Origin of the sequence: Brevibacillus sp. 1238, assembly GCF_029892995.1 — a bacterium.
Taxonomy (GTDB): Bacteria; Bacillota; Bacilli; order Brevibacillales; family Brevibacillaceae; genus Brevibacillus; species Brevibacillus parabrevis.
The window spans coordinates 287,319-307,751 of sequence record NZ_JARXWC010000005.1 but is presented as its reverse complement, the minus strand read 5'-3'; the positions used below and the strand labels follow the sequence as shown (position 1 = coordinate 307,751).

Below are 20,433 nucleotides of genomic sequence, written 5' to 3'. Positions count from 1 at the left end.
ATGAACACGAAAACGACTGTGCTTGGACAGACCTATCAATTTCGCGATTTGAAAGAAATTTTCGCGAAGGCAAACGAAGACAAATCAGGAGACCAGCTGGCTGGGATCGCTGCTTCCGATTCACGGGAACGCGTAGCTGCCAAGCAGGTTTTGGCTGACTTGACTTTGGCCGACATCCGCAACAACCCCATGCTTCCTCCAGAGGAAGACGAGGTCTCTCGTGTCATTGAAGAGGGGATTAACGAGAAAATTTACAACGAGATCAAAAACTGGAGCGTTGCCGAGTTGCGCGAGTACATTTTGAGCCACAATGCGGGCGAGAACGACATCAAGCGGATCAGCCGCGGCTTGTCCAGTGAAATGATCGCCGCAACAGCAAAGCTGATGAGCAACCTCGACCTGATCACAGCGGCGGCGAAAATTCGCAATGTGACCCACTGCAACACAGCGATTGGCCAGCCAGGCGTACTGGCCGCACGGGTACAGCCAAACCATCCGTCGGACAACGTGCAAGGGATCAAGGCAGCGCTGTACGAGGGGCTTAGCTACGGAATTGGCGACGCGGTTATCGGGATCAACCCGGTTATCGATACGGCAGACAGCGTCAAAGATATTCTCACGATGACCAAAGAAGTGATGAACAAGTGGGAGATCCCGACGCAAAACTGTGTTCTGGCGCACGTCACTACCCAAATGCGGGCAATCCGTCAAGGTGCGCCTGCCGACCTGATTTTCCAATCACTCGCAGGCAGCGAAAAAGGCAACAACGCTTTCGGTATCGACGTCAAGCTGTTGGATGAAGCAGATGAGCTGATGCGCAAAGAAGGTACGTCCTACGGGCCGAACTTCTGGTATTTCGAGACGGGGCAAGGCTCCGAGCTTTCTTCCGAGGCGCATTTCGGCATCGACCAGGTGACGATGGAATCCCGCTGCTACGGATTGGCTCGCAAGTACAACCCGTTTATCGTCAATACGGTTGTCGGCTTCATCGGACCGGAATATTTGTACGACAGCCGCCAGGTCATCCGGGCAGGTTTGGAAGACCACTACATGGGCAAGCTGCACGGGCTGCCAATGGGTTGTGACGTATGCTATACGAACCATATGAAGGTTGACCAGAACGATATGGACAACTTGGGTATTTTGCTCTCGGCGGCAGGGGTCAACTTTGTCATCGGGGTAGCCATGGCGGACGACGTCATGCTGAACTATCAATCGACCAGCTTCCACGATATCGCTGCGTTCCGCGAAGTTCTCGGCCTGCGCCCGGCGCCTGCCTTTGAAAAATGGCTGGAGAAAATGGGGATCATGGAAAACGGCAAGCTGACGGCAAGAGCGGGCGATCCGACAATCTTCATGTAAGAAGAGGGGGTGTATGACGGATGGAACAACAATTGGATTTTTTAGTAGACAAAGTAGTGGCAGAACTGCAAAAGAAACTGTCTGAGCTGGGAGAAAAAGCTCCTGCGCAAGCGGTGGAACAGGCCGTGGATGAAGTGGTTGAAGCAAGCATGCAACCAGGCGCACAGCCAAGCGTGGAAGTGAATGGGGCAGCAGCTTTCCAGTCCGACGTATCGGAGGAGCCGGAGAGAACGGCACAAATCCCGAATCCGCAATGGAAAGAAGGACTCGATGAGCTGTTGACAAGTACGCCAGCCCGGATTGGCGTATGGCGTACAGGCGTCCGACCATTGACCAAAACGATGCTGCAATTGCGTCGCGATCACGCGGCAGCCGTTGATGCCGTATACGGCGAAGTCCGCCAGGAAGTGCTCGACCAATTCTCCCTGTTCACAGTGGAAACGCAGTACGACAACACCGAGAACTATTTGAAACGCCCGGACATGGGACGCATTCTCACAGATGAGGGAGTACGCCTGCTGCAAGAGCGTTGCCAAAAGAAACCGCAGGTGCAAATCGTCGTGTCTGACGGTCTGAGCGCCAGCGCGGTGGACGCCAACCTGAAAGATGTGCTGCCGTCCTTGCTGGACTCTTTGAAAAGCTACGGGCTTAGCTGCGGCACACCGTTCTTTGTCAAAGGCGGCCGCGTAGCAAGCATGGACCATATCGGCGAAGTTTTGGAGCCGGAAGTATTGGTCATGTTGATCGGCGAACGTCCCGGTCTGGTCACGGCGCACTCGATGAGTGCCTACATGTGCTATCGTCCGCGCAAAGGGATGGTAGAGTCCGAGCGTACCGTTATCTCCAACATTCACCGTCAAGGCACATCGCCCGTTGAGGCGGGAGCACATATCGGCACGATTCTCTCCAAAATGCTGGAGCAAAAAGCAAGCGGTGTGAAGCTGGTCTTGTAAGATACGTGGAAAATGACCCGAGGAGGAACTACCATGACATTCCGCAGAAAAAAAGTAGCCGTCATCGGAAGCGGCTTTACCGGAGCGACCACTGCGTTCATCATGGCGCAAAAAGAGTTGGCTGACATCGTGTTGGTGGATATCCCGCAGCTGGAGAATCCGACCAAAGGAAAAGCGCTGGATATGATGGAATCTTCGCCGGTTCTCGGTTTTGATTCCTCAATCACAGGCACATCCGATTACAAAGACATTCAAGGCTCCGATATCGTCATCATCACCGCAGGGATTGCCCGCAAGCCGGGCATGTCCCGCGACGACCTGGTGGCAACAAACGCTGCCATCATGCGTTCTGTAGCGGAGCAAGTGAAAATTTACGCGCCGAACTCCATCGTACTCATCTTGTCCAACCCGGTTGATGCGATGACGTACACGTTCTTCAAAACGTCCGGCTTCCCGAAACACCGCGTCATCGGTCAATCCGGTGTACTCGACACCGCCCGTTTCCGCACCTTCGTGGCCATGGAGCTGAACGTTTCTGTAGAAGACGTCACAGGCTTCGTACTGGGCGGACACGGTGACGACATGGTTCCGCTCTTGCGTTACTCTTACGCTGGCGGCATCCCGCTGGACAAATTGATCCCGCAAAATCGCCTCGATGCCATCGTCGAGCGCACGCGCAAAGGCGGCGGTGAGATCGTCGCCCTGCTCGGAAACGGCTCCGCCTACTACGCGCCTGCCGCTGCCCTGGTGGAAATGGCAGAAGCGATCCTGAAAGACAAGAAGCGCATTTTGCCATCCATCGCATATCTGGAAGGCGAGTACGGCTACCACGACCTGTACCTGGGCGTGCCTACTCTCCTAGGTGGAAACGGCATCGAAAAAGTCATCGAGCTGGATTTGACTGCCTCCGAGAAGGCGGCACTGGACAAATCGGCTGACTCTGTTCGCGCGGTTATGAAAGTAGCTGTGCAGTAAGCGCGCGTGCTAAAGAAGAAGGAAGCCCTGCCATCCGGATTTGGCGGGGCTTTTTTCGTGGGAATGCAAAGAAAAGCCGCCCCTACTGGCAGGGCGGTTTTTCGCGCTTTCGGTTCTTATTTGCTGATCAGTTTTGGCTCTTTTTCTCCCAGCTTGATCGTAGTTTCGCTCGGAATCCACATGCCTGTGTTTTCGTCACGGCCTTGCAGTACAACTGTTGGATTGGCTTTTCCAAGCTGTTCGGCTGCTTTCGCTGCTTGCTGACCGATTTTGCCGCCTTTGACGCGGTTTACGACCAGTGACAGTTGTACGCTGTCCAGCTCGGTCATCATTTCAAAATCGCCGTTGCTGTCGCCTGCGATCAGGATTGGGCCGTAGCCGTACTTTTTCGCGAGTACGCTTTGGATGACTTCTGTTTTGCCGTGACCGACAGTAATTGGATAGTTTGGCTGGTACACGTTCGTGATCAGGCCATTCTCTGTCTTCAAGCGCATACCGATAATGTTTTCAGTTGGCAGGTTGTATCCGTATTTTGGCAGAGTGGCAAATACGCGGACAACGTCCTCAAGCGATGCCGATACGACGTACACGTCGATACCGTTGGCGCGCAGAGTGTTCATCAGGTTTGCCACTTCCGAAGTCAGGCGCAGTCCTGTTGTGTGAGAAGCGGTGACCACGCCAGCTTTGCCAGCCAATGCTTTCGGGCTTGTCCAGGTCACTTTTTCAATCGCCATGCCCAGACTGACGTCATTGGAAGTCTCGGCAAGCTGATGAACTTCGTCGATCGTCATGTTGGTGAACAGGTAGAGCACCCATGGATAGCCGACGGAGTTGCTGTGTGTATCGTTGATCGCTTCGTACAGGAAAAACAGCTTTGTCTTGAAGTCAGCGAATTGCTCCGTTGCTTTCACTTCCTCCAATGTCTTCGTTCCTTTAAAGCCTTTGTAATTTTGGTACAGGTACGTGTAGTCGGCAACGAGATCGCTTGCGATCGCGTCGAGCGTCACTTGCTTGCCGTCCACGTTTTTGTACGAATCGGAAAAAGGTCCTTCTGGCACATTGGTGCGGATGACTTTGCCGAATTGTTCTGGCGTCATTTTGTAGGCGAGGTGGTTGATCTGGTAGACGAAGAGAGCTTCCTCTGTGTCGTGCATGATGCTTGTATTGTCCCAGTCAAAGACTGCGTACGGTTTTTTTGCAGCGTTGTAGGCAGGATTTTGCATGCCATTTTTCTCAATCAATGCGTTGACAGCCTGATAAGTTGCAGGCGCCCATTTCCCCTTGTCGAGCGCTTGCGCGGCTGGTGTGGCAGCCTGTGCGGACACAGTAGTCGCGAGCAGAACAGCGATCATCAGCAGTGTCAGCCACCAAAAGCTGCGTTTTGCCAGTGTGTGAGACATAGTTGTCATCCCCTCTTCTTTCTGTAGTTTCGTCGATTTGTCAAATGAAAACGCTATCATTTTTCGGGAAGTGGACCAAAGGCAAAAAAAACAGGACCCTTCCCGGCGCTTGACGCAAGCGCAGAAAAAGACCCCATTGTCTTTTGCGTTTTTATTTGTACATCCATCATACTAAATTCAGCCAAAAAATCAAGAAAATTTCGCCAGTTGTTTGCCAGGCAGGAGTGGATGGAAAAGAACGCGAAGTCAAAAAGGTTTGCAGGTTCGTGATGGACATAATGAATAAAGAGATGTTAGGAAAAGGATGATGAACGGTGAAGCTGATCGAGACGAGCAAGGGCATTTTGACCAATTGCATGGCGTTAAAAGCAAACGAGTCTTTTCTGGTAGTCGCGGACGAACCGAAGCGGGAGCTTGGCGAGGCGCTATGGGAAGCCGGCAAGCAGCTGGGGGCAGAGTCAGTGCTGATGGTGATGACAGAGCGTGAAAAGTCCGGGCAGGAGCCGCCTGTGGCGGTAGCAGCGGCGATGAAGAGTGCCGACGTGGTCGTGTGTGTGACCAAGCATTCCTTGACGCACACCAAAGCGCGCAAAGAAGCAGCGGCAAACGGGACGAGACTTGCCACCATGCCAGGCATCACCGCAGACATGTTCCTCGAAGGGGCGATTTCTGCCGACTATGCGCAAGTGAAAGTGCTGACAGAGAAAGTGACCGAGCTGCTGACCGCAGCCAGCACCGTGCGGATTGAAAAGGCAGGAAAATCGCTCACTTTTTCCATCGCCGGACGCAATGGCGTGCCGAGCACAGGCATGTATGTCAATCCGGGTGAATCGGGCAACCTGCCTTCCGGAGAAGCGTATGTGGCACCGCTGGAAGGAACGGCAGAGGGACAAATCCTCGTGGACGGCTCGATCGCCGGGATTGGCAAAATCGACTCGCCCCTTTTGTTGACGATTGAAAAAGGACGGATCACGCAGGCAGAAGGCGCATCGGCTGAGCGACTGCTGCAAACTTTGGGCGATCAAGACGGCCGTCTGCTCGGCGAATTTGGGATCGGAACGAATGACAAGGCACGAATTACGGGAGTCGTGCTGGAAGACGAAAAAGTGTACGGAACGATTCACGTTGCGTTTGGCAGCAACAACACATTCGGCGGCACAATTGTGGCGGGAGTGCATATCGATCTGGTGGTCAAAGACCCGGATGTGTATTTGGACGACACATGCATCATGAAAAGCGGGAAGCTTTTGGGACAGTAGCCGACTTGACCCGGGAGCCAGGATGAATCCCGATCACAAATGGTGTATGATGGGAGCATATCCTTTGAGGCGGATGTGATGTGATGTTGTTGCTGGAGCAAATTGTGGCGGTCATTACGGCAGGGAACCTGGTTTTGGCCGCTGTTCTCATCTTCATGGAGAGGCGCAACATTGCGGCTACCTGGGCTTGGCTGATGGTTCTCCTGTTTTTGCCGGGTATCGGGTTTCTCTTCTATTTGATTTTTGGGCAAAGACTGAGCAAGAAAAAGCTGTATCGGCTCCGCCAGGGAGAGTTCTCGCATTTTCGGGCGGCTGTCGACAAGCAGAAAAAGCTTCTGGAACAAGGCGAGCTGCAAGTGAACGATCTGGCGATGGAACGGCATCGGGACATGATTTTCATGAACGTGGTGAGCGACGGTGCTTACTATACGCAGGATAACGCCATTCAGGTGTTTGCCGAAGGGCACAGCTTGTTCGACCTTATGTTCAAGCAGATCGCAGAGGCAAAAGAGCACGTTCATTTGCTCTATTATATTTTCAATGATGATGAACTCGGAACACAGCTCGTGCAGCTGCTGACGAAGAAAGCGCGCGAAGGCATAGAAGTCAGGCTGCTGTACGATGCGGTAGGGTCGGCAGGCGTCCCTTCGCGGTTTTTCCGGCCGCTGGTGGAAGCGGGCGGGGAGGTCGTCTCCTTTTTCCCTTCGTCGATCCCGTTCCTTAATTTCCGGGTCAACTTCCGCAATCACCGCAAGCTGACGATCATCGACGGGAAAAGCGGCTATATCGGCGGCTTCAACATCGGGGATGAATATTTGGGCAAGGACAAAAAGCTGGGGTATTGGCGAGACACCCACCTGCTAATCGAGGGGAAAGCCGTCTACATGCTTCAGGCCCGCTTTTTCCTGGACTGGAATTTGTCCGCTCCCAAGCGAATACAGGAGTCGTTTGCCTATTTCCCGGAAATGAATGAGCCGCAAGGGACGATTGGTTGCCAGATCGTGTCCAGCGGGCCAAATTCGGAGAAACAGCAAATCAAGCACGCGTTTCTGAAAATGATCTACAAGGCGCGGAAAAAGATTTACTTGCAAACACCGTACTTCATTCCGGACGACAGCATGCTGACAGCGCTGAAGATGGCGGCGATGTCAGGAGTGGACGTGCGCGTGATGGTGCCGGGAAGGCCCGACCACCTGATGGTTTTCTGGGCGACCCACTCTTATTTGGGGGAGCTGTTGAAAAGCGGTGTCCGCTGCTATTTGTATGAAAAAGGCTTCATGCACGCCAAGACGATGGTGGTGGACACGCAGCTTTCTTCTGTAGGGACAGCGAATGTGGATATTCGCAGCTTCAAGCTGAATTTTGAGACGAACGTGTTCCTGTACGATTCGCAGATGGCCAAGCAACTGGAGGAGCTGTTCGAGGCTGATCTGGAGGATTGCCGGGAAATGACGATGGAAGAGTATTTGAACCGTCCGCTCCGTTCGCGGATGCAGGAATCATTGACACGGCTGTTGTCACCGATTTTATAACAAGAAAAAGGACCCGCTGGCCCTGTGAATCTTTTTCACGGGTTGGGGGTCCTTTCGTTTTTTGCGCGTCCCGGGCGTCACTCCCAGTTCAGCGAGGTACTTTAAGGCTTTTTCGCGCCTGTCAAATATTCCACAGCTTCATCCAGCTGTTTTTCAATCAAAATCGGATCGTAGCCAAGCCATCTGTCTACATCGACGATATACACATGATTGTTTTTCACAGCCGGGAGGTTTTTCCACAAGTTGCTGCTTTCGATTTCTTTCAAGTAGGAAGCGGCATCTTCGCCCGGGAACAGCATCAGGAAAATATGGTCGGCCGCATACTCTGGCAACAGCTCCATGGAAATGTCTTTGGACCAGAAGTTAGGGTCTTTGTCCAGCTCGGCCTTGATCGGAGCGGGCGGCGTCAGTTGGAGCGAATTGTACAGGACGTGGCCCATATTGCGCGCGCCGTACATTTTGATTACTTTCGCGCGGACGTTCAAGGCTGCGACTGTTTCGTTCTTGCCGATTTTGGCCTGCACCAGTTTGCGGGCTTCTTCGACTTTGGCGTTATGCTTGGCGATCCACTCTTCGCCCTCTTTTTGTCTTCCGAGGACGTCAGCAACTTGCTTCGTGTGGCCGATGAAGTCGGTTTTATCGAAATCGATTGCGACTACAGGAGCGATTTTTTGCAGCTTCTCAAAAACTTGCTGCTCCACCTCAGTGTCGGTCACAATCAGATCGGGCTGCATCTCCAAGATTTTTTCGAGATTGTAGGAATCGTAATCGCCTACCACTTCGATGCCTTTTACGAACGGGGCCATGTCAGCCCCTTCCATGTGACCTTGCACCGCGCCAATCGGTTTTACACCGAGGACGAGCATATTGCTCAAGTATTGCAAGGCAATGACGCGCTCTGGCTTGACTGGAATCGTTGCTTCGCCTTTTGCGTGCTTGATGACACGCGTCTCTTTTTTGGCAGGCTCAGAAGCAGGTGCTGGTGAAGCGGTTTGCTGCTCGGACTGGCTTGGAGCCGTTTGGGAGCATGCTGTCAAAAGAAGCAGGGCAAAGAGCATAATGCCGGACAGACACGCTTGTATGCGAGATCGTTTCATGAATACCCTCCTGAATGAAAATGATTCTCAACAACAAGCTTCATCTTACCGTGAACCGTTGGACTCATCCATGGAGGATATTCCGGTTTTCTTTGGACAATCCGGCGGTCAGGAAGTTTTCTGCTGCTCCAACAGCTGAATCGCTTCGTCCAATTGGGCGTCAAGCGACAGGGGATCATACGCGAACCAGACGGGGCCAAGCAGCACGACTTGTCCTTTTTGTACGGCAGGAATGCTTTGCCACTCTTTGCGCTGGGTCAGGGCTTGAAAATGAGCGCGCGACAGGTCGTCGTCAAAAATGTGGACGAACAGCCAATCGGCAGCGTAAGCGTTCAGTTGATGTTCCTGTACGGGAACGGCCCAAAAATTCGGATCGCGCTTGATGTTGTCCTGAATGATCGGGGGCGGCGTCAGCTTCAGCGATTTGTACAAGACGTGCCCGAGATTGCGAACCCCGTAAGCAAAGGTGTGCGCCGGACGGACATTCAGGATCGACACCGTCTCCTCTTTGCCGATGCGTGCGTCCACGTATCGCTTCGTTTTCTGCACTTTTTGCTCATGCTGCTTGAACCAGAGCAGCGCTTTGTCTTTTTGCCCGAACAGGTCGGCAATTTGCTGCAAATGACCAAAGACGTCGTCATCCGTCCAGGACAGTGCGCACGTAGGGGCAATCGAGGAGAAGGCCGCACAATCTTTTGGATAATCGGTCAAAATAAAGGACGGTTGCAGTGGCTTGATCAAATCCGGGCAAGCTTTGGACAGCGAAATGATATCTGACGCCTCTTGTAGCCGGAGCTGTTCCCGCATGTGAGAGACTTGGTCTTCCTGCGCCCCCACAGGCTTGATGCCGAGAGCCATCAAATACTCGGTGTACTGGAAAGTGACAGGGGCGATTTGCCGCTGACTCATTTTGACAAAGACAGTCGGAGAGACGCCAACCTGCTGCTTGAACCGTCTGCTGAAGTAAAACTCATCCTCGTATCCGACAAGCTGCGCTACCTCACGCAAACGCTTTTTCGAGTCCCACAACAGCTTTTTTGCCTGATCCATCCGATACCCGGTCAAGTATTCAATCGGGCTTTTTCCTACGTTCTTTTTGAATAGCTCCGTGTAGTAGCGAGGCGTAAGCCCGGCCTTGTTGGCCAGATCAGCCAGCGAGAGCGATTGTGCGTAATGTTCATGGATGTAGGAGAGAGTCTGGTCGATGGGGTGCGACGATTCCACGACTGCTTGCGCGGCAGGGGCCTCCCAGATCGTGAGCAACAGCTGCTGAAAACGAATCTGATTTTGCAACATATCCAGTGGATTCGCTGCCTCGTGCTTGTGCTCATGGTCGGCAAGCAAGGCGCGGGCCAGCTCCAGGCAGACGTGCAGAGACTGGACGTGATAGCTGTCGGCCGGAGGGTGCCACAGGCCATCCGGTGCATAGCTGTTATGTTGCCTCATGTCTTGTTGCAGCGCGTCAAAAAAGAGGGCGAAAAAAGACAGGGAAGCACCACGCCCAGCTACGATGGAATCAGCAGCTTCCGGTGCGAAAAATCGTACACTCCCGGAAGACAGGGGCGGGGCACTAGCGGTGTCGTCGCCCTGCCAATATCCGCTGCCTTCCGTAATCATGAGCAAGGCGTGTTCCGGGCAGCCGGGAAGCGACCATGCTTGATTCGGAGGCAAAGCGATTTGCCGGATGCTTTTCAAGAGGAAAAAGGTTGTCGCTGCGTGGTTGTCGCCCATGATGACCTCTCATTTCAAATGGAATAGCGTGGAGTTAGCGGATTACGGTACAAGTGGCACAAGTTCGAACGACTCGGTGACGACGATGCTGCCTTTTACCGACTGTACCATCGGGCAGTTTTTGCTGGCGGCATCGACGGCCTTTTGCACTTTTTCTGCCTTCAAGTTTTCTCCGGTAATGATGAAGTGAAGGTGAATTTTTTCAACGCGGTTTGCTTCTGCTTCATTGCGTGTGACGTCTGCTGTGATTTGCATATCTGTGCAAGGCATGCGCATTTTGTCCAACACTTTGCGCAGGACACCGCCACTGCAAACGGCAATGGAAGAAACGAGCAGCTGGTAAGGGCGAAAGCCGTACGCCTCATCGCCAGAGACGTGCAGATCGCCATATGATAAATGGGTGACGAACCCTTTTTCTTTTGCTTCAAAATTCATGTCCCGCTCTCCTTTGCGATAGCTTTTCTTCATTATAAAGAAAAAGTGGGGAGGTAGGCAGAAAAAAGCATTTTCCAATAAAAAACAAAGGCCCTTACGCGACAGCCATGCTTCATGCCTCGCCGTAAGAGCCTTTTTTCTATTGATGTGTTAGTTACTCGCTTGCCCGCCCATTCCGCAACAAGGACTGAATGCATTTCGGCAGCATGTCTTTCAATGTATCAAACGCATAATCAACGTCCAGGCGCTCCGTCCATTGGTGCGCATCGCGGCCGACGGGGCCGAGGTTCATGACAGGGACGTCGAAGGCTTCCAGCTCCTGGAGCGGAATCGAGTAGCCGTTGTCCCACAGCGGCATGTTGGCGACCAGCGGCTGCATCGACGCGGCCGGGTATTGCAGGCCGACGTAGCTGAGGTCGGAGATTCCGCCGAAGTAGTTTTGCTTGAGCAAGGTCACTTGATGCTGTTCGCGCGCGTACGCTTCCATCTCCGCGACCGTTTGCTGGATCAACGGATGGTTGCGCGAGCTGACGGCCGGGTAGAAAGGCGGGGCAAAGAACAAAATCATCATCGGGGACAGCTCTTTGCACAAAATCGCCAGCTGATCGACCAGCTCGATTGTCGTGTCGCGGTCGTCCTTGTCTTGGCGGTTGGCGATGACATCTGCCTCCAACTGACGCAGCTTGTCTTCTCCGTGCGTTTTCAGGGCGTAGGCGTACAGCTCCTCATAGGTCATCACAGAGATCGTCAGGTCGCGCGGGCTGAACGGAGCGAAATTGGCGAACTGGCTGGCGTGGCGAAGGTAGTTTTCGCGGATGCGTTCCGCTACATTGCGGGCTGCGCCAAGCAGCGGCTCCACGACTTCCTCCATTTGCTTTTCCAGCAGGAACAGGTTGAAGAGCGTCACGGCACGATGCGGGATTTGCACCGAGTATTCTTTTTTCAAATCTTTCTGGATCAGGTTGGTAGGCGGCGGAGAAGCTTCGCCGTCCACGACTTCGCAAAAAGAAGTGTTCAGCTCCAGCTCGCACGTAATTTGCGACGCCATGTAGTTCCCGTTCAACCCGGCAAAAGGCTCGCCTACATGCGTTTCTTTTCCGTAGCAGAGGAAGCCTGGCAGGACCTTTCCGATGGAGCCTGTGTACACGTAGGTGTTCTGGTCGCCCGGATAGCGGGTGAACATCGGCTCGGAGTTAAGCACGGTCGTGTAGTGCAAATCAAACTCTTGGGCAATTTCCAAAAGACGAGGAACAGCTGCCCGCATGCCGACGGAGTTTACTTCTTCGTCCGGAACCGTCAGCAAGAGGATGTTGCCGTCAAACTCGCCCGCGCAAGCTTGCTCGATCATGGACATGTGCAGGGTCAAGCCGCATTTCATGTCCATCGTCCCGCGTCCGAACAGCCAGTTGCCGGAACGCAAGTCTTGCTGCACATCGGCAGGCATGTCCGCCTGGTTTTGCTGAAACAGCGGAGTGAGCGTCTTCGGATCAAAGGCATGCTTCATCCAGCCGCCGTAATCCTCCACATCGACTACATCGAAGTGGCTTACCAAAATGACGGTGTCGCGAACGCCCGGTTTTTTGACGAGCGCCGTGACAAAATGACGTCCATCCTCGGTCGGATTGGCCTGAACGTGGTCGGGATTCGCCTGGTAGTAAGGCAATGAACGCAGCTGCTCGACGATGTAGCCAGGCAACTCTTTCTCAGCAGGCGATCCGGTAATGCTCGGGATGTTCACCAAATTGCACAGAAGATCGACGAGTTGCTCTTTTGTTTGCCATTTTTGCATGGGGTATGCCTCCGTTTTCCGTATAGTGAAAACCATTTCCGTTTAGTGGGCAAAAAAATTACGGAGTTGCTCCGATTCTTTTGGAAATTTCCTTGGCGCTTTGCTTGGCGCGATCGATCAAGGTAGCCAATAGCTCCTCTGTGATCCGATAAGTGGGAACACCGATGCTCAGGGCGCCGACCACTCGCTGGTTATAGCCGATGATGGGGGCGGCGATGGAGGCGGTTCCTTCCGTTTTCTCCCCGTAGCTGACAGCGTAACCATTTTCGCGGATGGCGGGGAGTTGCTTCATAAATTCACGCTGCTGCTCAGGATCAGGAATCAGTGCCATGACGGTTCGTTCCGCTTCCCGAGGCTCCATGTTCGCCAAAATCGTTTTGTTGGCCGCGCCGATGTGCAGCGGGATGCGCTCTCCCAGATTGTCGATGCTTCTGACGGTCATGGAGCTTTCCACCCGTTCAAGCACGATGGCGTCATGCCCATCCGGAATATTCAGGTAGACCGACTCGCGCACATCTGCCGCCAACTGCTCCATAACGGTTCGGGCGACTGCCCGCATGTCGATTTTGTCCAGGATGCGCAGACCGATTTCCATCCAGGTGATGCCAAGCTTGTACTGCTTGGTTTCCGGGATCTGCTGAATCAGCCCGTACTTCATGAGACTGCTGATCAGGCGGTGGACTGTACTGATGGGGAGAGATGTCTTCTCTGCGATTTCTGAGATAGACCAGTGCGTCTTGCTTTCGTCAGATGTCAGGACCAAGATGATGCTCATCGCCCGGTCAATCGATTGTACCAAGTTGTTTCCCTCCTGGCTTTCGTTTTGCGAATGACGATTTGTCAGATGCTTCGCCAGCTTTTTATGAGATCAATCTATCAGAATTATTCGGACGAATCAACATCATTTCATGCAGACAAAAATTCATTGACAAAAAATTTAAAACTATTTTACATTAGGAGTGTAATTTTGTATTGTAGAAGTCGTTCCACAATACGGAATAACCGATGGCAAAACGAAGCGATGCATCATCGCCTCTGAAACATTTGTTCCACTGACGAGATTTCAAAACAGAAGGGAGATTTTATCATGAAATTTTCTCGTGCGATTGTAAGAAAACCGGGGCAGAGCTACGTGAACGGTCTGACGACTTCCGATCTGGGCAAGCCGGATTTCGCTCTTGCTTTGGAGCAGCATGCTGCTTATGTAGAGGCGCTGAAGCAAGCGGGTCTGGAAGTGACCGTTTTGGAAGCGGACGAGCGTTTCCCGGATTCCACTTTCGTAGAAGATACAGCGGTTCTGACCGAAAAGTGCGCGGTCATCACCAACCCTGGCGCGGACAGCCGCAACGGTGAGATTGAGGACATGAAACAAGTGCTCCCGCGTTTCTATGACACGATTGAATACATTCAGGCTCCGGGCTTCCTTGACGGCGGAGATGTCATGCAGGTAGAAAATCATTTCTATGTGGGCCTGTCCACGCGTACGAACGAGGAAGGCGCGATCCAGTTCCGGGAAATCCTCTCCAAATACGGCTATGAGGTTACGATCGTTCCGCTGAAGGAGTTTTTCCACCTGAAAACGGGCATTGCTTACCTGGGTAACGACACGCTCGTACTCGCAGGCGAATTTATCGACTCCGAAGTGTTCAAAGACTACAAGCATCTGGTAGTGGAAAAAGAAGTGGAGTATTCCGCCAACTGCATCCACATCAATGACCATGTAATCATTCCAAAAGGCTTCGACAGCACGAAAAAACAGATCACGGATGCTGGCTACCAAGTAATCGAGCTGGATATGTCCGAGTTCCGCAAGCAAGATGGAGGATTGAGCTGCCTGTCCCTGCGCTTCTAACGCAGGCAGTTCCTTCCCGGCTTACTTTTTACACATCTATTTTCCACTCACGAGCTGGGGAAAGAGAGGGATTATATGAACGCTGGGAATGACAAGGACAAACAACTGCAACGCTCGATGAAAAGCCGCCATCTTTTTATGCTGTCGCTTGGCGGAGTAATCGGAACGGGGCTTTTTCTGAATGCCGGGTATACGATCAATCAGGCGGGGCCGGGCGGAGCGCTCGTCGCGTTTGTCGTCGGGGGCATTCTGCTGTACCTGGTGATGACCTGCTTGGGTGAGCTTTCCGTGAAAATGCCCGTAACAGGTTCTTTTCAAACGTATGCGACGAAGTACATTGGCCCGGCAAGCGGCTTTACACTCGGATGGATGTACTGGCTCGGTTCAGCGACGACGGCTGGCGTGGAGTTTACTGCGGCCGGCATGGTCATGCAGCGATGGTTCCCGGATACGCCGATCTGGATTTGGTGCGCGCTCTTTATCCTTTTGCTCTTTACCTTCAACGCTCTGACGACCAAAGGATTCGCGGAAACGGAATACTGGTTTGCGGGCATCAAAGTGTTGGCCGTTCTTATCTTCATTATTGTCGGACTAGGTGCTATTTTCGGTATAGTCAGTATAGAGGGGAGGGAAGCTCCGTTCTTCTCCAACTTTTCCGCGGATGGCGGGCTGTTTCCGTTCGGGTTTGCGATTGTCTTCGTCACGATGATGAACGTCGTGTTTTCGTATCAAGGCTCGGAACTGATCGGGATCGCTGCCGGAGAAACGGAAAATCCGCACAAAAACATCCCGCGGGCCATCCGCAATGTCGTTTTCCGCATTTTGGTGTTCTATGTGGCTTCGGTCATGATCTTGTCCGCTCTTTTCCCATCCAGCGAGCTGGGGTTGCTGGAAAGCCCGTTCGTGACCGTATTTGATTCGGTAGGCATTCCGTTTGCGGCGGATATTATGAACTTCGTCATTTTGACAGCGCTTTTATCTGTCGGAAACTCTTGCCTGTACGCCGCTACCCGTTTGCTCTGGGCATTGTCGCACAGCGGGATGGCGCATCCGGCATTCGGCAAGCTGACCAAGCGGAGCGTTCCACTGAACAGCTTGCTTGCGACTCTGGCCTTCTCGCTTTTGTCGCTTCTGACCAGCGTGATCGCGGCTGATACCGTGTACGTTTTACTGATGTCTGTTTCCGGGATCGCGGTCACGTTTACCTGGATGGGCATTGCCCTGTCCCAATTCAACTTCCGCCGGAAATATTTGCAGGAAGGCGGCAAGCTTGAAGACTTGCAGTTCGTGGCGCCGTTTTACCCGGTGATGCCGCTGTTGTGTCTGGCTTTGTGCACGTTCATCCTCATCTTCCCGGCGTTTGATCCGACGCAGCGGGTAGGGTTGTTTTACGGGATCGGCGCTTTGGCGCTGTTCTATCTCTACTACTATTTGCGCTATGGCCGCAACAAGAAAATCAAGCCGGATATTCCGACCCAAGGCTAGACGATCGGTCAAAATGAAATGCCCCTGCCAGTTGCCGTGGCGGGGCATTTTTGCGTGTCGTGTCAGGTATGGCTGGTTGTTTGGGTCAGATTCAGGTCAGCCCAAACAGTTCAGACAAATACGGATTGACGAACATGCCGTCAGGATCAAGCTGAGCGCGGATCGCGAGGAAGTCGGGCAGGCGCGGGTACACCTGATGCAGATGCTCTGCCGTCATGTTGTGCATTTTTCCCCAATGCGGGCGACCGCCAAAGCGGCGGAAAATTTGCTCCATGCGCGAAAAGTACGCTTCATATGGCATGCCTTTGTACATGTGCACGGCGATAAAGGCGCTGTCTCGTTCGTAAGCGGGACTGAGCCAAATATCGTCCTGTTTCACGTAACGGCATTCCAGCGGAAAGTGCACGGCAAAGCGTTCCTGCTCGATGGCTTGCCGCATTTCCTTGATGGCTTCGCCCATATGCTCGGCGGGAATGCAATACTCCATCTCGTAAAAACGGACCAGACGCGGCGTGGCAAACAGCTCGTGGCTATAGCCGCTTTCGTTGACGTTCGGGACGCTTTGCGCCGACAGCTTGCTCACGGATTGGGTAAGCGTCGGGCGCAGCCGGCAGCTCTCCGAAAGTAGCCAGAACAGACCGTTTTCCACCACCATTTTTTTCATGTAGCTCCATTGCTGATTCGCGCTGGATGGCTCGGAGGTTTCATTCATGAATTTGACCTGGACGGTATCGGAGTACGGGAAGGTGTAAAATTCGAAATGACGGTGCGATTGCTTGAATGTATCGAGGGAAGACAAGCATTCATCAAGCGGCATGCGATGGCTTTGGTAGCGAAGGCGGTAAGCAGGCAGGACGCGAAGTTTGACTCGAACGATGATGCCGAGCAATCCAAGGGAGACTTGCATCGCTTTGAACAGATCGGGATGTGACTGCTCTGACACCTCCAGCACTTCGCCTGATGCGGTAACGACCGTCAATCCGACGACTTGTGTCGAGACGCTTCCGAATTGAATGCCCGTGCCATGCGTTCCGGTGCTGACGGCACCTGCGATGGACTGGGCGTTGATATCGCCGAGATTTTCCTGGGAATAGCCCGCCTGATGGAGCAGCGCGCCAAGCGTCTTGAGCTTCGTTCCCGCCCAGACTTCCACGGTTTGCTGCTCTTGGTCGACGTGGACGATTCCTTGCAAGCGATCCAGGGAAAGCAGGCATTCCTCGGTCTGGACGAGTCTGGTAAAAGAATGCCCGGAACCAACGACGCGGATGCGCGTTCCGTCAGCTTTGCAGGCGCGGACGACGGAGATGACCTCATCCAAAGATTGCGGCATGGCAATGTGCCGCGGCTGGCTCTGAACGTTTCCTGTCCAGTTGCTCCAGCGGTTTGTTTTTTTGCTTACAGTGAGCATAGTCCATCCCCCCGATATGTCGTCACTTCATCAACAACGTTTCCTCCTGAGACACAATAGAGCCGCGAAAAGCGCTCGCACAGCTCGCCCGCTTTGGCATGGCGAAAGAAGACGGGGTCACCCAATTCCAATGTTTCCAACCCGCGATACTGGATGGGGGTTTGCACTTCTCCGGCGCCTTCGTTGGAAATGAGCCGGACACCTTGCGGCAAATACGGTTTGGGCAATCGGTCCGCTCCGGCCGAACCGGAAGCGATATAGCCGCCGCCTGCGCAAGTGTAAATATGCTCGGTCGGCTTGCGGATGATTTCCAGGGCAAAGCCGGCTGCTGGCTGGAAATGAAAGTCCTGATAGTAATCAAAAAGTCCGGGAGAAAAGAAGCCGGAGCCAGCCGTGAGTTCTGTAACGGCGTCTTCTTTTCCCGTATGGTGCAAGCTTCCTGTCCCTCCGCCGTTGACGAAGCGCAGCGAGATTCCCATTGCCGTAAGTGCCTTCATCAGTTCCGCTCTGCGATGTGCCACCTCCTTTACCGATCGTTGCTTCAGCAGTCGAATCAGGCTGTTCTTCATAAATCGCCGGGGATAGCGGTCGCCGACGCCTGCAATTTGCGCTTCGTAGCCCATGATTCCGTCCAGGCGGAGATGCTTGGAGGAAGCAACGCGGGAAGCAAGCGCAACGGCCGACTCCAGAGAACGCAGAGGAGAGCGCCAAACGCCGAAATGCAGGCCCAACATATCGGACGACATGTCTATATCCAGGCAGACGGGAAAAATCACGTCTTGCTCGCGGGCGATTTGTTCCAGATGTTCCACATGGGAGACGGAATCGATCATCAAAGTGATGGTACGGCCTTGCCTGATCTGTTCGCCAAGGGCGAGCAGCCAGCTTTTTTCCCAGACGGGATACCCCAGTAGCAAATCGTCAAAGCCTGCCGCGCACAAATGGAGCGCTTCGGGAGCCGAGAAGCACATAAGCCCGGAAAAGCAGTCATCGAACTGCAACAGATGCTTGAGAAGGGCGACACTGCGGATTGACTTGCTGGCAATCCGAATCGGCTTTCTATTGCTTTGCAAAGCGATCTGCTCGGCATTTTGCTCCAAAAGGTCCAGGTCGACGAAAGCGAATGGCTTTGGAATCCCTGCAAAGGCAGACTGGTAATAACGATAATCCCGCATGGGCAAGCCCCATCCTTTTTGTATGAGTGTAGTAATACGAAAATATTTCTTAAAATTCTACATATTCTATCTTTTTATGTCGTTTCCTTCCAACTTTTTTGGGGGAGTTCCTTGGAAATTACGAACGTTCGGATATAATGTTCGGTTTTTGCTGAATGTAACCGTTTCAAACAAGCTGTTTTCATGTTAAAAAATTGTAAACACGAATAAATGGATGATCGTATATTGACTTGATTCAGATTATGCGCTACTATACATATGGTTGTTAGCAAGATGAACTGGCTTGATGAATCCTTAATAAATTCGTATATCCTCGAAAATATGGTTTGAGGGTCTCTACAGGGAACCGTAAATTCCCGGCTACGAATGAGGTTGTTTTTTGACATACCTTATTCGTCGGCCGGGAATTTTTTGTGTTGTCGTCCATACAACAACTCAGGGGAGACTGCGCAAGAGTGACTCATGCTTGATAAAAACCAAGTATTCAAACGTGTTTACAGGGAGGAATTGCAGATGAAAAAATACGATGCCATTGTAGTAGGAGCAGGACCAGCCGGAATTTTTACATGCTATGAACTGACGCGAAAAGCGCCGAATGCGAAGGTGCTGCTCATAGATAAAGGCCACGATATTTACAGCAGACGCTGCCCGATTTTGGAAGAGAAAATCAAGCTCTGCCCGCCTCCTGCCGGGAAAAAGGATTACGCAGGCTGTCTTCCGGCCTGTTCGATCACCAGCGGGTTTGGTGGAGCAGGCGCTTACAGTGACGGCAAATTCAACATTACGACGGAGTTCGGCGGATGGATGACGGATTACCTCAATCCTTCGACTGTGCTCGGCTTGATCAAATACGTAGACGAAATCAATCTGGAGCACGGCGCGACCGAGACGATTACCGATCCGACGACAGAGACGATCAAAAGCATTGAACAGCGCGGATACGCGGCAGGGCTGAAGCTGTTGCGCGCCCAGGTTCGCCATTTGGGCACAGAGCAAAACCTGGAGATTTTGCAGTCGATTTTTGAATACTTGAAGGAACGGATCGACATGATGTTCAAGACAGAGGTCGAGGATATTTTGACGGTCAAGGAAGACGGAGGTCATCGGGTCAAAGGGGTTGTCCTGAAAAACGGGGAAGAATACGAAAGCGATTTTGTCGTGATCGGCCCTGGACGGGACGGTTCCGCCTGGCTGACCAGCATTTTGAAAAAACGCCGCCTGAAAATGTACAACAATCAGGTGGACGTCGGGGTGCGCGTAGAGACATCAGATGTCGTGATGCGCGAGATCAACGAGCATCTGTACGAGGGCAAGTTCATTTTCAACACGTCTGTCGGCACACGGGTTCGCACGTTTTGCAGCAATCCGTCCGGGCACGTGGTCGTGGAAAACCACAGCGGGGTGATGGCGGCAAATGGTCACTCCTACAAGGACCCGGCTCTCGGCTCGCCGAATACGAACTTCGCGCTGCTCGTATCCCACACGTTTACAGAGCCTTTTGACAAGCCGAACGAGTACGCGCGGGAAATATGCAAACGGGCAAACGATTTGTCCAACGGCGGCGTCATCGTGCAAAAGTACGGCGATATTTTGCGGGCGCGCCGCTCGACTGAAGCGCGGATCAGGGAAGGCTTCCTGGAGCCGACCTTGAAGGAAGCGGTACCGGGCGACCTGGGACTGGTCTTGCCGTACAACACGATGAAAAGCTTGATCGAAATGGTAGAGGCGCTCGACAAGGTTACGCCGGGAATCGCCTCGGAGCACACGTTGTTTTACGGGGTGGAGGCGAAATTTTACTCGGCTCGTCCGAAGCTTACAGAGGAGTTTGAAACAGAGATCAAAGGACTGTTCTGCGGTGGCGACGGCGCGGGAATCACACGCGGCTTGGCGCAGGCGGGAGCGGCAGGCGTCTGGATGGCGCGCAGCATGGTCAAACGGATGAGCTAATAAAAGAAGAAGGGCTTCTACCTGAACAGCGAT

The 20,433-nt window shown here is 53.0% G+C and carries 16 protein-coding genes and 1 riboswitch; of the genes, 8 read left to right on the top strand and 8 right to left on the bottom strand.

Features of this window, described 5'->3' with window-relative positions:
* From M2298_RS15000 to mdh, 3 genes are read left to right on the top strand one after another with little or no spacing between them, the layout of a single operon-like run.
* Positions 1–1,362 (top strand): ethanolamine ammonia-lyase subunit EutB, encoded by a 1,362-nt coding sequence (locus M2298_RS15000; RefSeq protein ID WP_122962491.1) that lies wholly within the window; start codon positions 1–3, stop codon positions 1,360–1,362.
* Positions 1,363–1,382: 20 nt separating this feature from the next.
* Complete coding sequence (eutC, locus tag M2298_RS14995) at positions 1,383–2,315, top strand: ethanolamine ammonia-lyase subunit EutC (RefSeq protein ID WP_173599541.1); 933 nt, start codon at positions 1,383–1,385, stop codon at positions 2,313–2,315.
* A 33-nt stretch (positions 2,316–2,348) separates the two neighbouring features.
* Positions 2,349–3,290 (top strand): malate dehydrogenase, encoded by a 942-nt coding sequence (mdh, locus tag M2298_RS14990; protein ID WP_122962493.1) that lies wholly within the window; start codon positions 2,349–2,351, stop codon positions 3,288–3,290.
* A gap of 116 nt (positions 3,291–3,406) precedes the next feature.
* Here the strand turns inward: mdh and M2298_RS14985 are convergent, their stop codons facing one another.
* Positions 3,407–4,690, bottom strand: a complete 1,284-nt coding sequence (locus M2298_RS14985; protein WP_063228874.1) for a haloacid dehalogenase-like hydrolase — start codon at positions 4,688–4,690, stop codon at positions 3,407–3,409.
* Positions 4,691–5,004: 314 nt separating this feature from the next.
* Between M2298_RS14985 and M2298_RS14980 the strand changes: the two genes are divergently transcribed.
* On the top strand, positions 5,005–5,949 hold the full coding sequence (locus M2298_RS14980) for an aminopeptidase (RefSeq protein WP_280648670.1): 945 nt from the start codon (positions 5,005–5,007) through the stop codon (positions 5,947–5,949).
* An 83-nt stretch (positions 5,950–6,032) separates the two neighbouring features.
* Complete coding sequence (gene cls, locus M2298_RS14975) at positions 6,033–7,481, top strand: cardiolipin synthase (RefSeq protein WP_280648686.1); 1,449 nt, start codon at positions 6,033–6,035, stop codon at positions 7,479–7,481.
* Positions 7,482–7,582: 101 nt separating this feature from the next.
* Here the strand turns inward: cls and M2298_RS14970 are convergent, their stop codons facing one another.
* From M2298_RS14970 to M2298_RS14950, 5 genes are all read right to left on the bottom strand, one after another.
* Positions 7,583–8,578 carry an ABC transporter substrate-binding protein gene (locus tag M2298_RS14970; RefSeq protein ID WP_173596322.1) on the bottom strand — a complete coding sequence of 332 codons (996 nt, stop codon included), beginning with the start codon at positions 8,576–8,578 and terminating at the stop codon, positions 7,583–7,585.
* Between the two features lie 108 nt (positions 8,579–8,686).
* On the bottom strand, positions 8,687–10,309 hold the full coding sequence (locus M2298_RS14965; protein ID WP_173596323.1) for an AraC family transcriptional regulator: 1,623 nt from the start codon (positions 10,307–10,309) through the stop codon (positions 8,687–8,689).
* 42 nt (positions 10,310–10,351) lie between these two features.
* Positions 10,352–10,744: an OsmC family protein gene (locus M2298_RS14960; protein WP_063228878.1), complete on the bottom strand. Its 393-nt coding sequence runs from the start codon at positions 10,742–10,744 to the stop codon at positions 10,352–10,354.
* A 154-nt stretch (positions 10,745–10,898) separates the two neighbouring features.
* Positions 10,899–12,533 (bottom strand): M20/M25/M40 family metallo-hydrolase, encoded by a 1,635-nt coding sequence (locus tag M2298_RS14955; protein ID WP_173596324.1) that lies wholly within the window; start codon positions 12,531–12,533, stop codon positions 10,899–10,901.
* Between the two features lie 58 nt (positions 12,534–12,591).
* Positions 12,592–13,332 (bottom strand): IclR family transcriptional regulator, encoded by a 741-nt coding sequence (locus M2298_RS14950; protein WP_122962499.1) that lies wholly within the window; start codon positions 13,330–13,332, stop codon positions 12,592–12,594.
* Between the two features lie 288 nt (positions 13,333–13,620).
* Between M2298_RS14950 and M2298_RS14945 the strand changes: the two genes are divergently transcribed.
* Together M2298_RS14945 and M2298_RS14940 are read left to right on the top strand one after the other, a co-directional pair.
* Positions 13,621–14,385: a dimethylarginine dimethylaminohydrolase family protein gene (locus M2298_RS14945; protein WP_063228884.1), complete on the top strand. Its 765-nt coding sequence runs from the start codon at positions 13,621–13,623 to the stop codon at positions 14,383–14,385.
* Between the two features lie 75 nt (positions 14,386–14,460).
* Positions 14,461–15,870, top strand: a complete 1,410-nt coding sequence (locus M2298_RS14940; RefSeq protein WP_173599074.1) for an amino acid permease — start codon at positions 14,461–14,463, stop codon at positions 15,868–15,870.
* A 91-nt stretch (positions 15,871–15,961) separates the two neighbouring features.
* Here M2298_RS14940 and M2298_RS14935 read toward each other — a convergent pair whose 3' ends face one another.
* Entirely contained in the window at positions 15,962–17,278 is a 1,317-nt protein-coding gene (locus tag M2298_RS14935) for a D-arabinono-1,4-lactone oxidase (RefSeq protein WP_122962501.1), read from the bottom strand.
* Positions 17,266–18,453, bottom strand: coding sequence for an amino acid deaminase/aldolase (locus M2298_RS14930; protein WP_122962502.1), 1,188 nt, complete (start codon positions 18,451–18,453; stop codon positions 17,266–17,268). Before M2298_RS14930 ends, M2298_RS14935 begins: the two co-directional genes overlap by 13 nt.
* A 283-nt stretch (positions 18,454–18,736) precedes the next feature.
* Positions 18,737–18,836, top strand: a riboswitch (purine riboswitch).
* Between the two features lie 130 nt (positions 18,837–18,966).
* Here M2298_RS14930 and M2298_RS14925 point away from each other — a divergent pair.
* Positions 18,967–20,400: an NAD(P)/FAD-dependent oxidoreductase gene (locus tag M2298_RS14925; protein ID WP_173599071.1), complete on the top strand. Its 1,434-nt coding sequence runs from the start codon at positions 18,967–18,969 to the stop codon at positions 20,398–20,400.
* The last annotated feature ends 33 nt before the right edge of the window (positions 20,401–20,433 follow it).

What these genes read in the sequence shown, in the direction of transcription:
- M2298_RS15000 (WP_122962491.1), top strand. Translation starts at nt 1, where the DNA reads ATGAACACGAAAACGACTGTGCTTGGACAGACCTATCAATTTCGCGAT.
- eutC (WP_173599541.1), top strand. Translation starts at nt 1,383, where the DNA reads ATGGAACAACAATTGGATTTTTTAGTAGACAAAGTAGTGGCAGAACTG.
- mdh (WP_122962493.1), top strand. Translation starts at nt 2,349, where the DNA reads ATGACATTCCGCAGAAAAAAAGTAGCCGTCATCGGAAGCGGCTTTACC.
- M2298_RS14985 (WP_063228874.1), bottom strand. Translation starts at nt 4,690, where the DNA reads ATGTCTCACACACTGGCAAAACGCAGCTTTTGGTGGCTGACACTGCTG.
- cls (WP_280648686.1), top strand. Translation starts at nt 6,033, where the DNA reads ATGTTGTTGCTGGAGCAAATTGTGGCGGTCATTACGGCAGGGAACCTG.
- M2298_RS14970 (WP_173596322.1), bottom strand. Translation starts at nt 8,578, where the DNA reads ATGAAACGATCTCGCATACAAGCGTGTCTGTCCGGCATTATGCTCTTT.
- M2298_RS14965 (WP_173596323.1), bottom strand. Translation starts at nt 10,309, where the DNA reads ATGGGCGACAACCACGCAGCGACAACCTTTTTCCTCTTGAAAAGCATC.
- M2298_RS14960 (WP_063228878.1), bottom strand. Translation starts at nt 10,744, where the DNA reads ATGAATTTTGAAGCAAAAGAAAAAGGGTTCGTCACCCATTTATCATAT.
- M2298_RS14955 (WP_173596324.1), bottom strand. Translation starts at nt 12,533, where the DNA reads ATGCAAAAATGGCAAACAAAAGAGCAACTCGTCGATCTTCTGTGCAAT.
- M2298_RS14945 (WP_063228884.1), top strand. Translation starts at nt 13,621, where the DNA reads ATGAAATTTTCTCGTGCGATTGTAAGAAAACCGGGGCAGAGCTACGTG.
- M2298_RS14940 (WP_173599074.1), top strand. Translation starts at nt 14,461, where the DNA reads ATGAACGCTGGGAATGACAAGGACAAACAACTGCAACGCTCGATGAAA.
- M2298_RS14935 (WP_122962501.1), bottom strand. Translation starts at nt 17,278, where the DNA reads ATGCTCACTGTAAGCAAAAAAACAAACCGCTGGAGCAACTGGACAGGA.
- M2298_RS14930 (WP_122962502.1), bottom strand. Translation starts at nt 18,453, where the DNA reads ATGCGGGATTATCGTTATTACCAGTCTGCCTTTGCAGGGATTCCAAAG.
- M2298_RS14925 (WP_173599071.1), top strand. Translation starts at nt 18,967, where the DNA reads ATGAAAAAATACGATGCCATTGTAGTAGGAGCAGGACCAGCCGGAATT.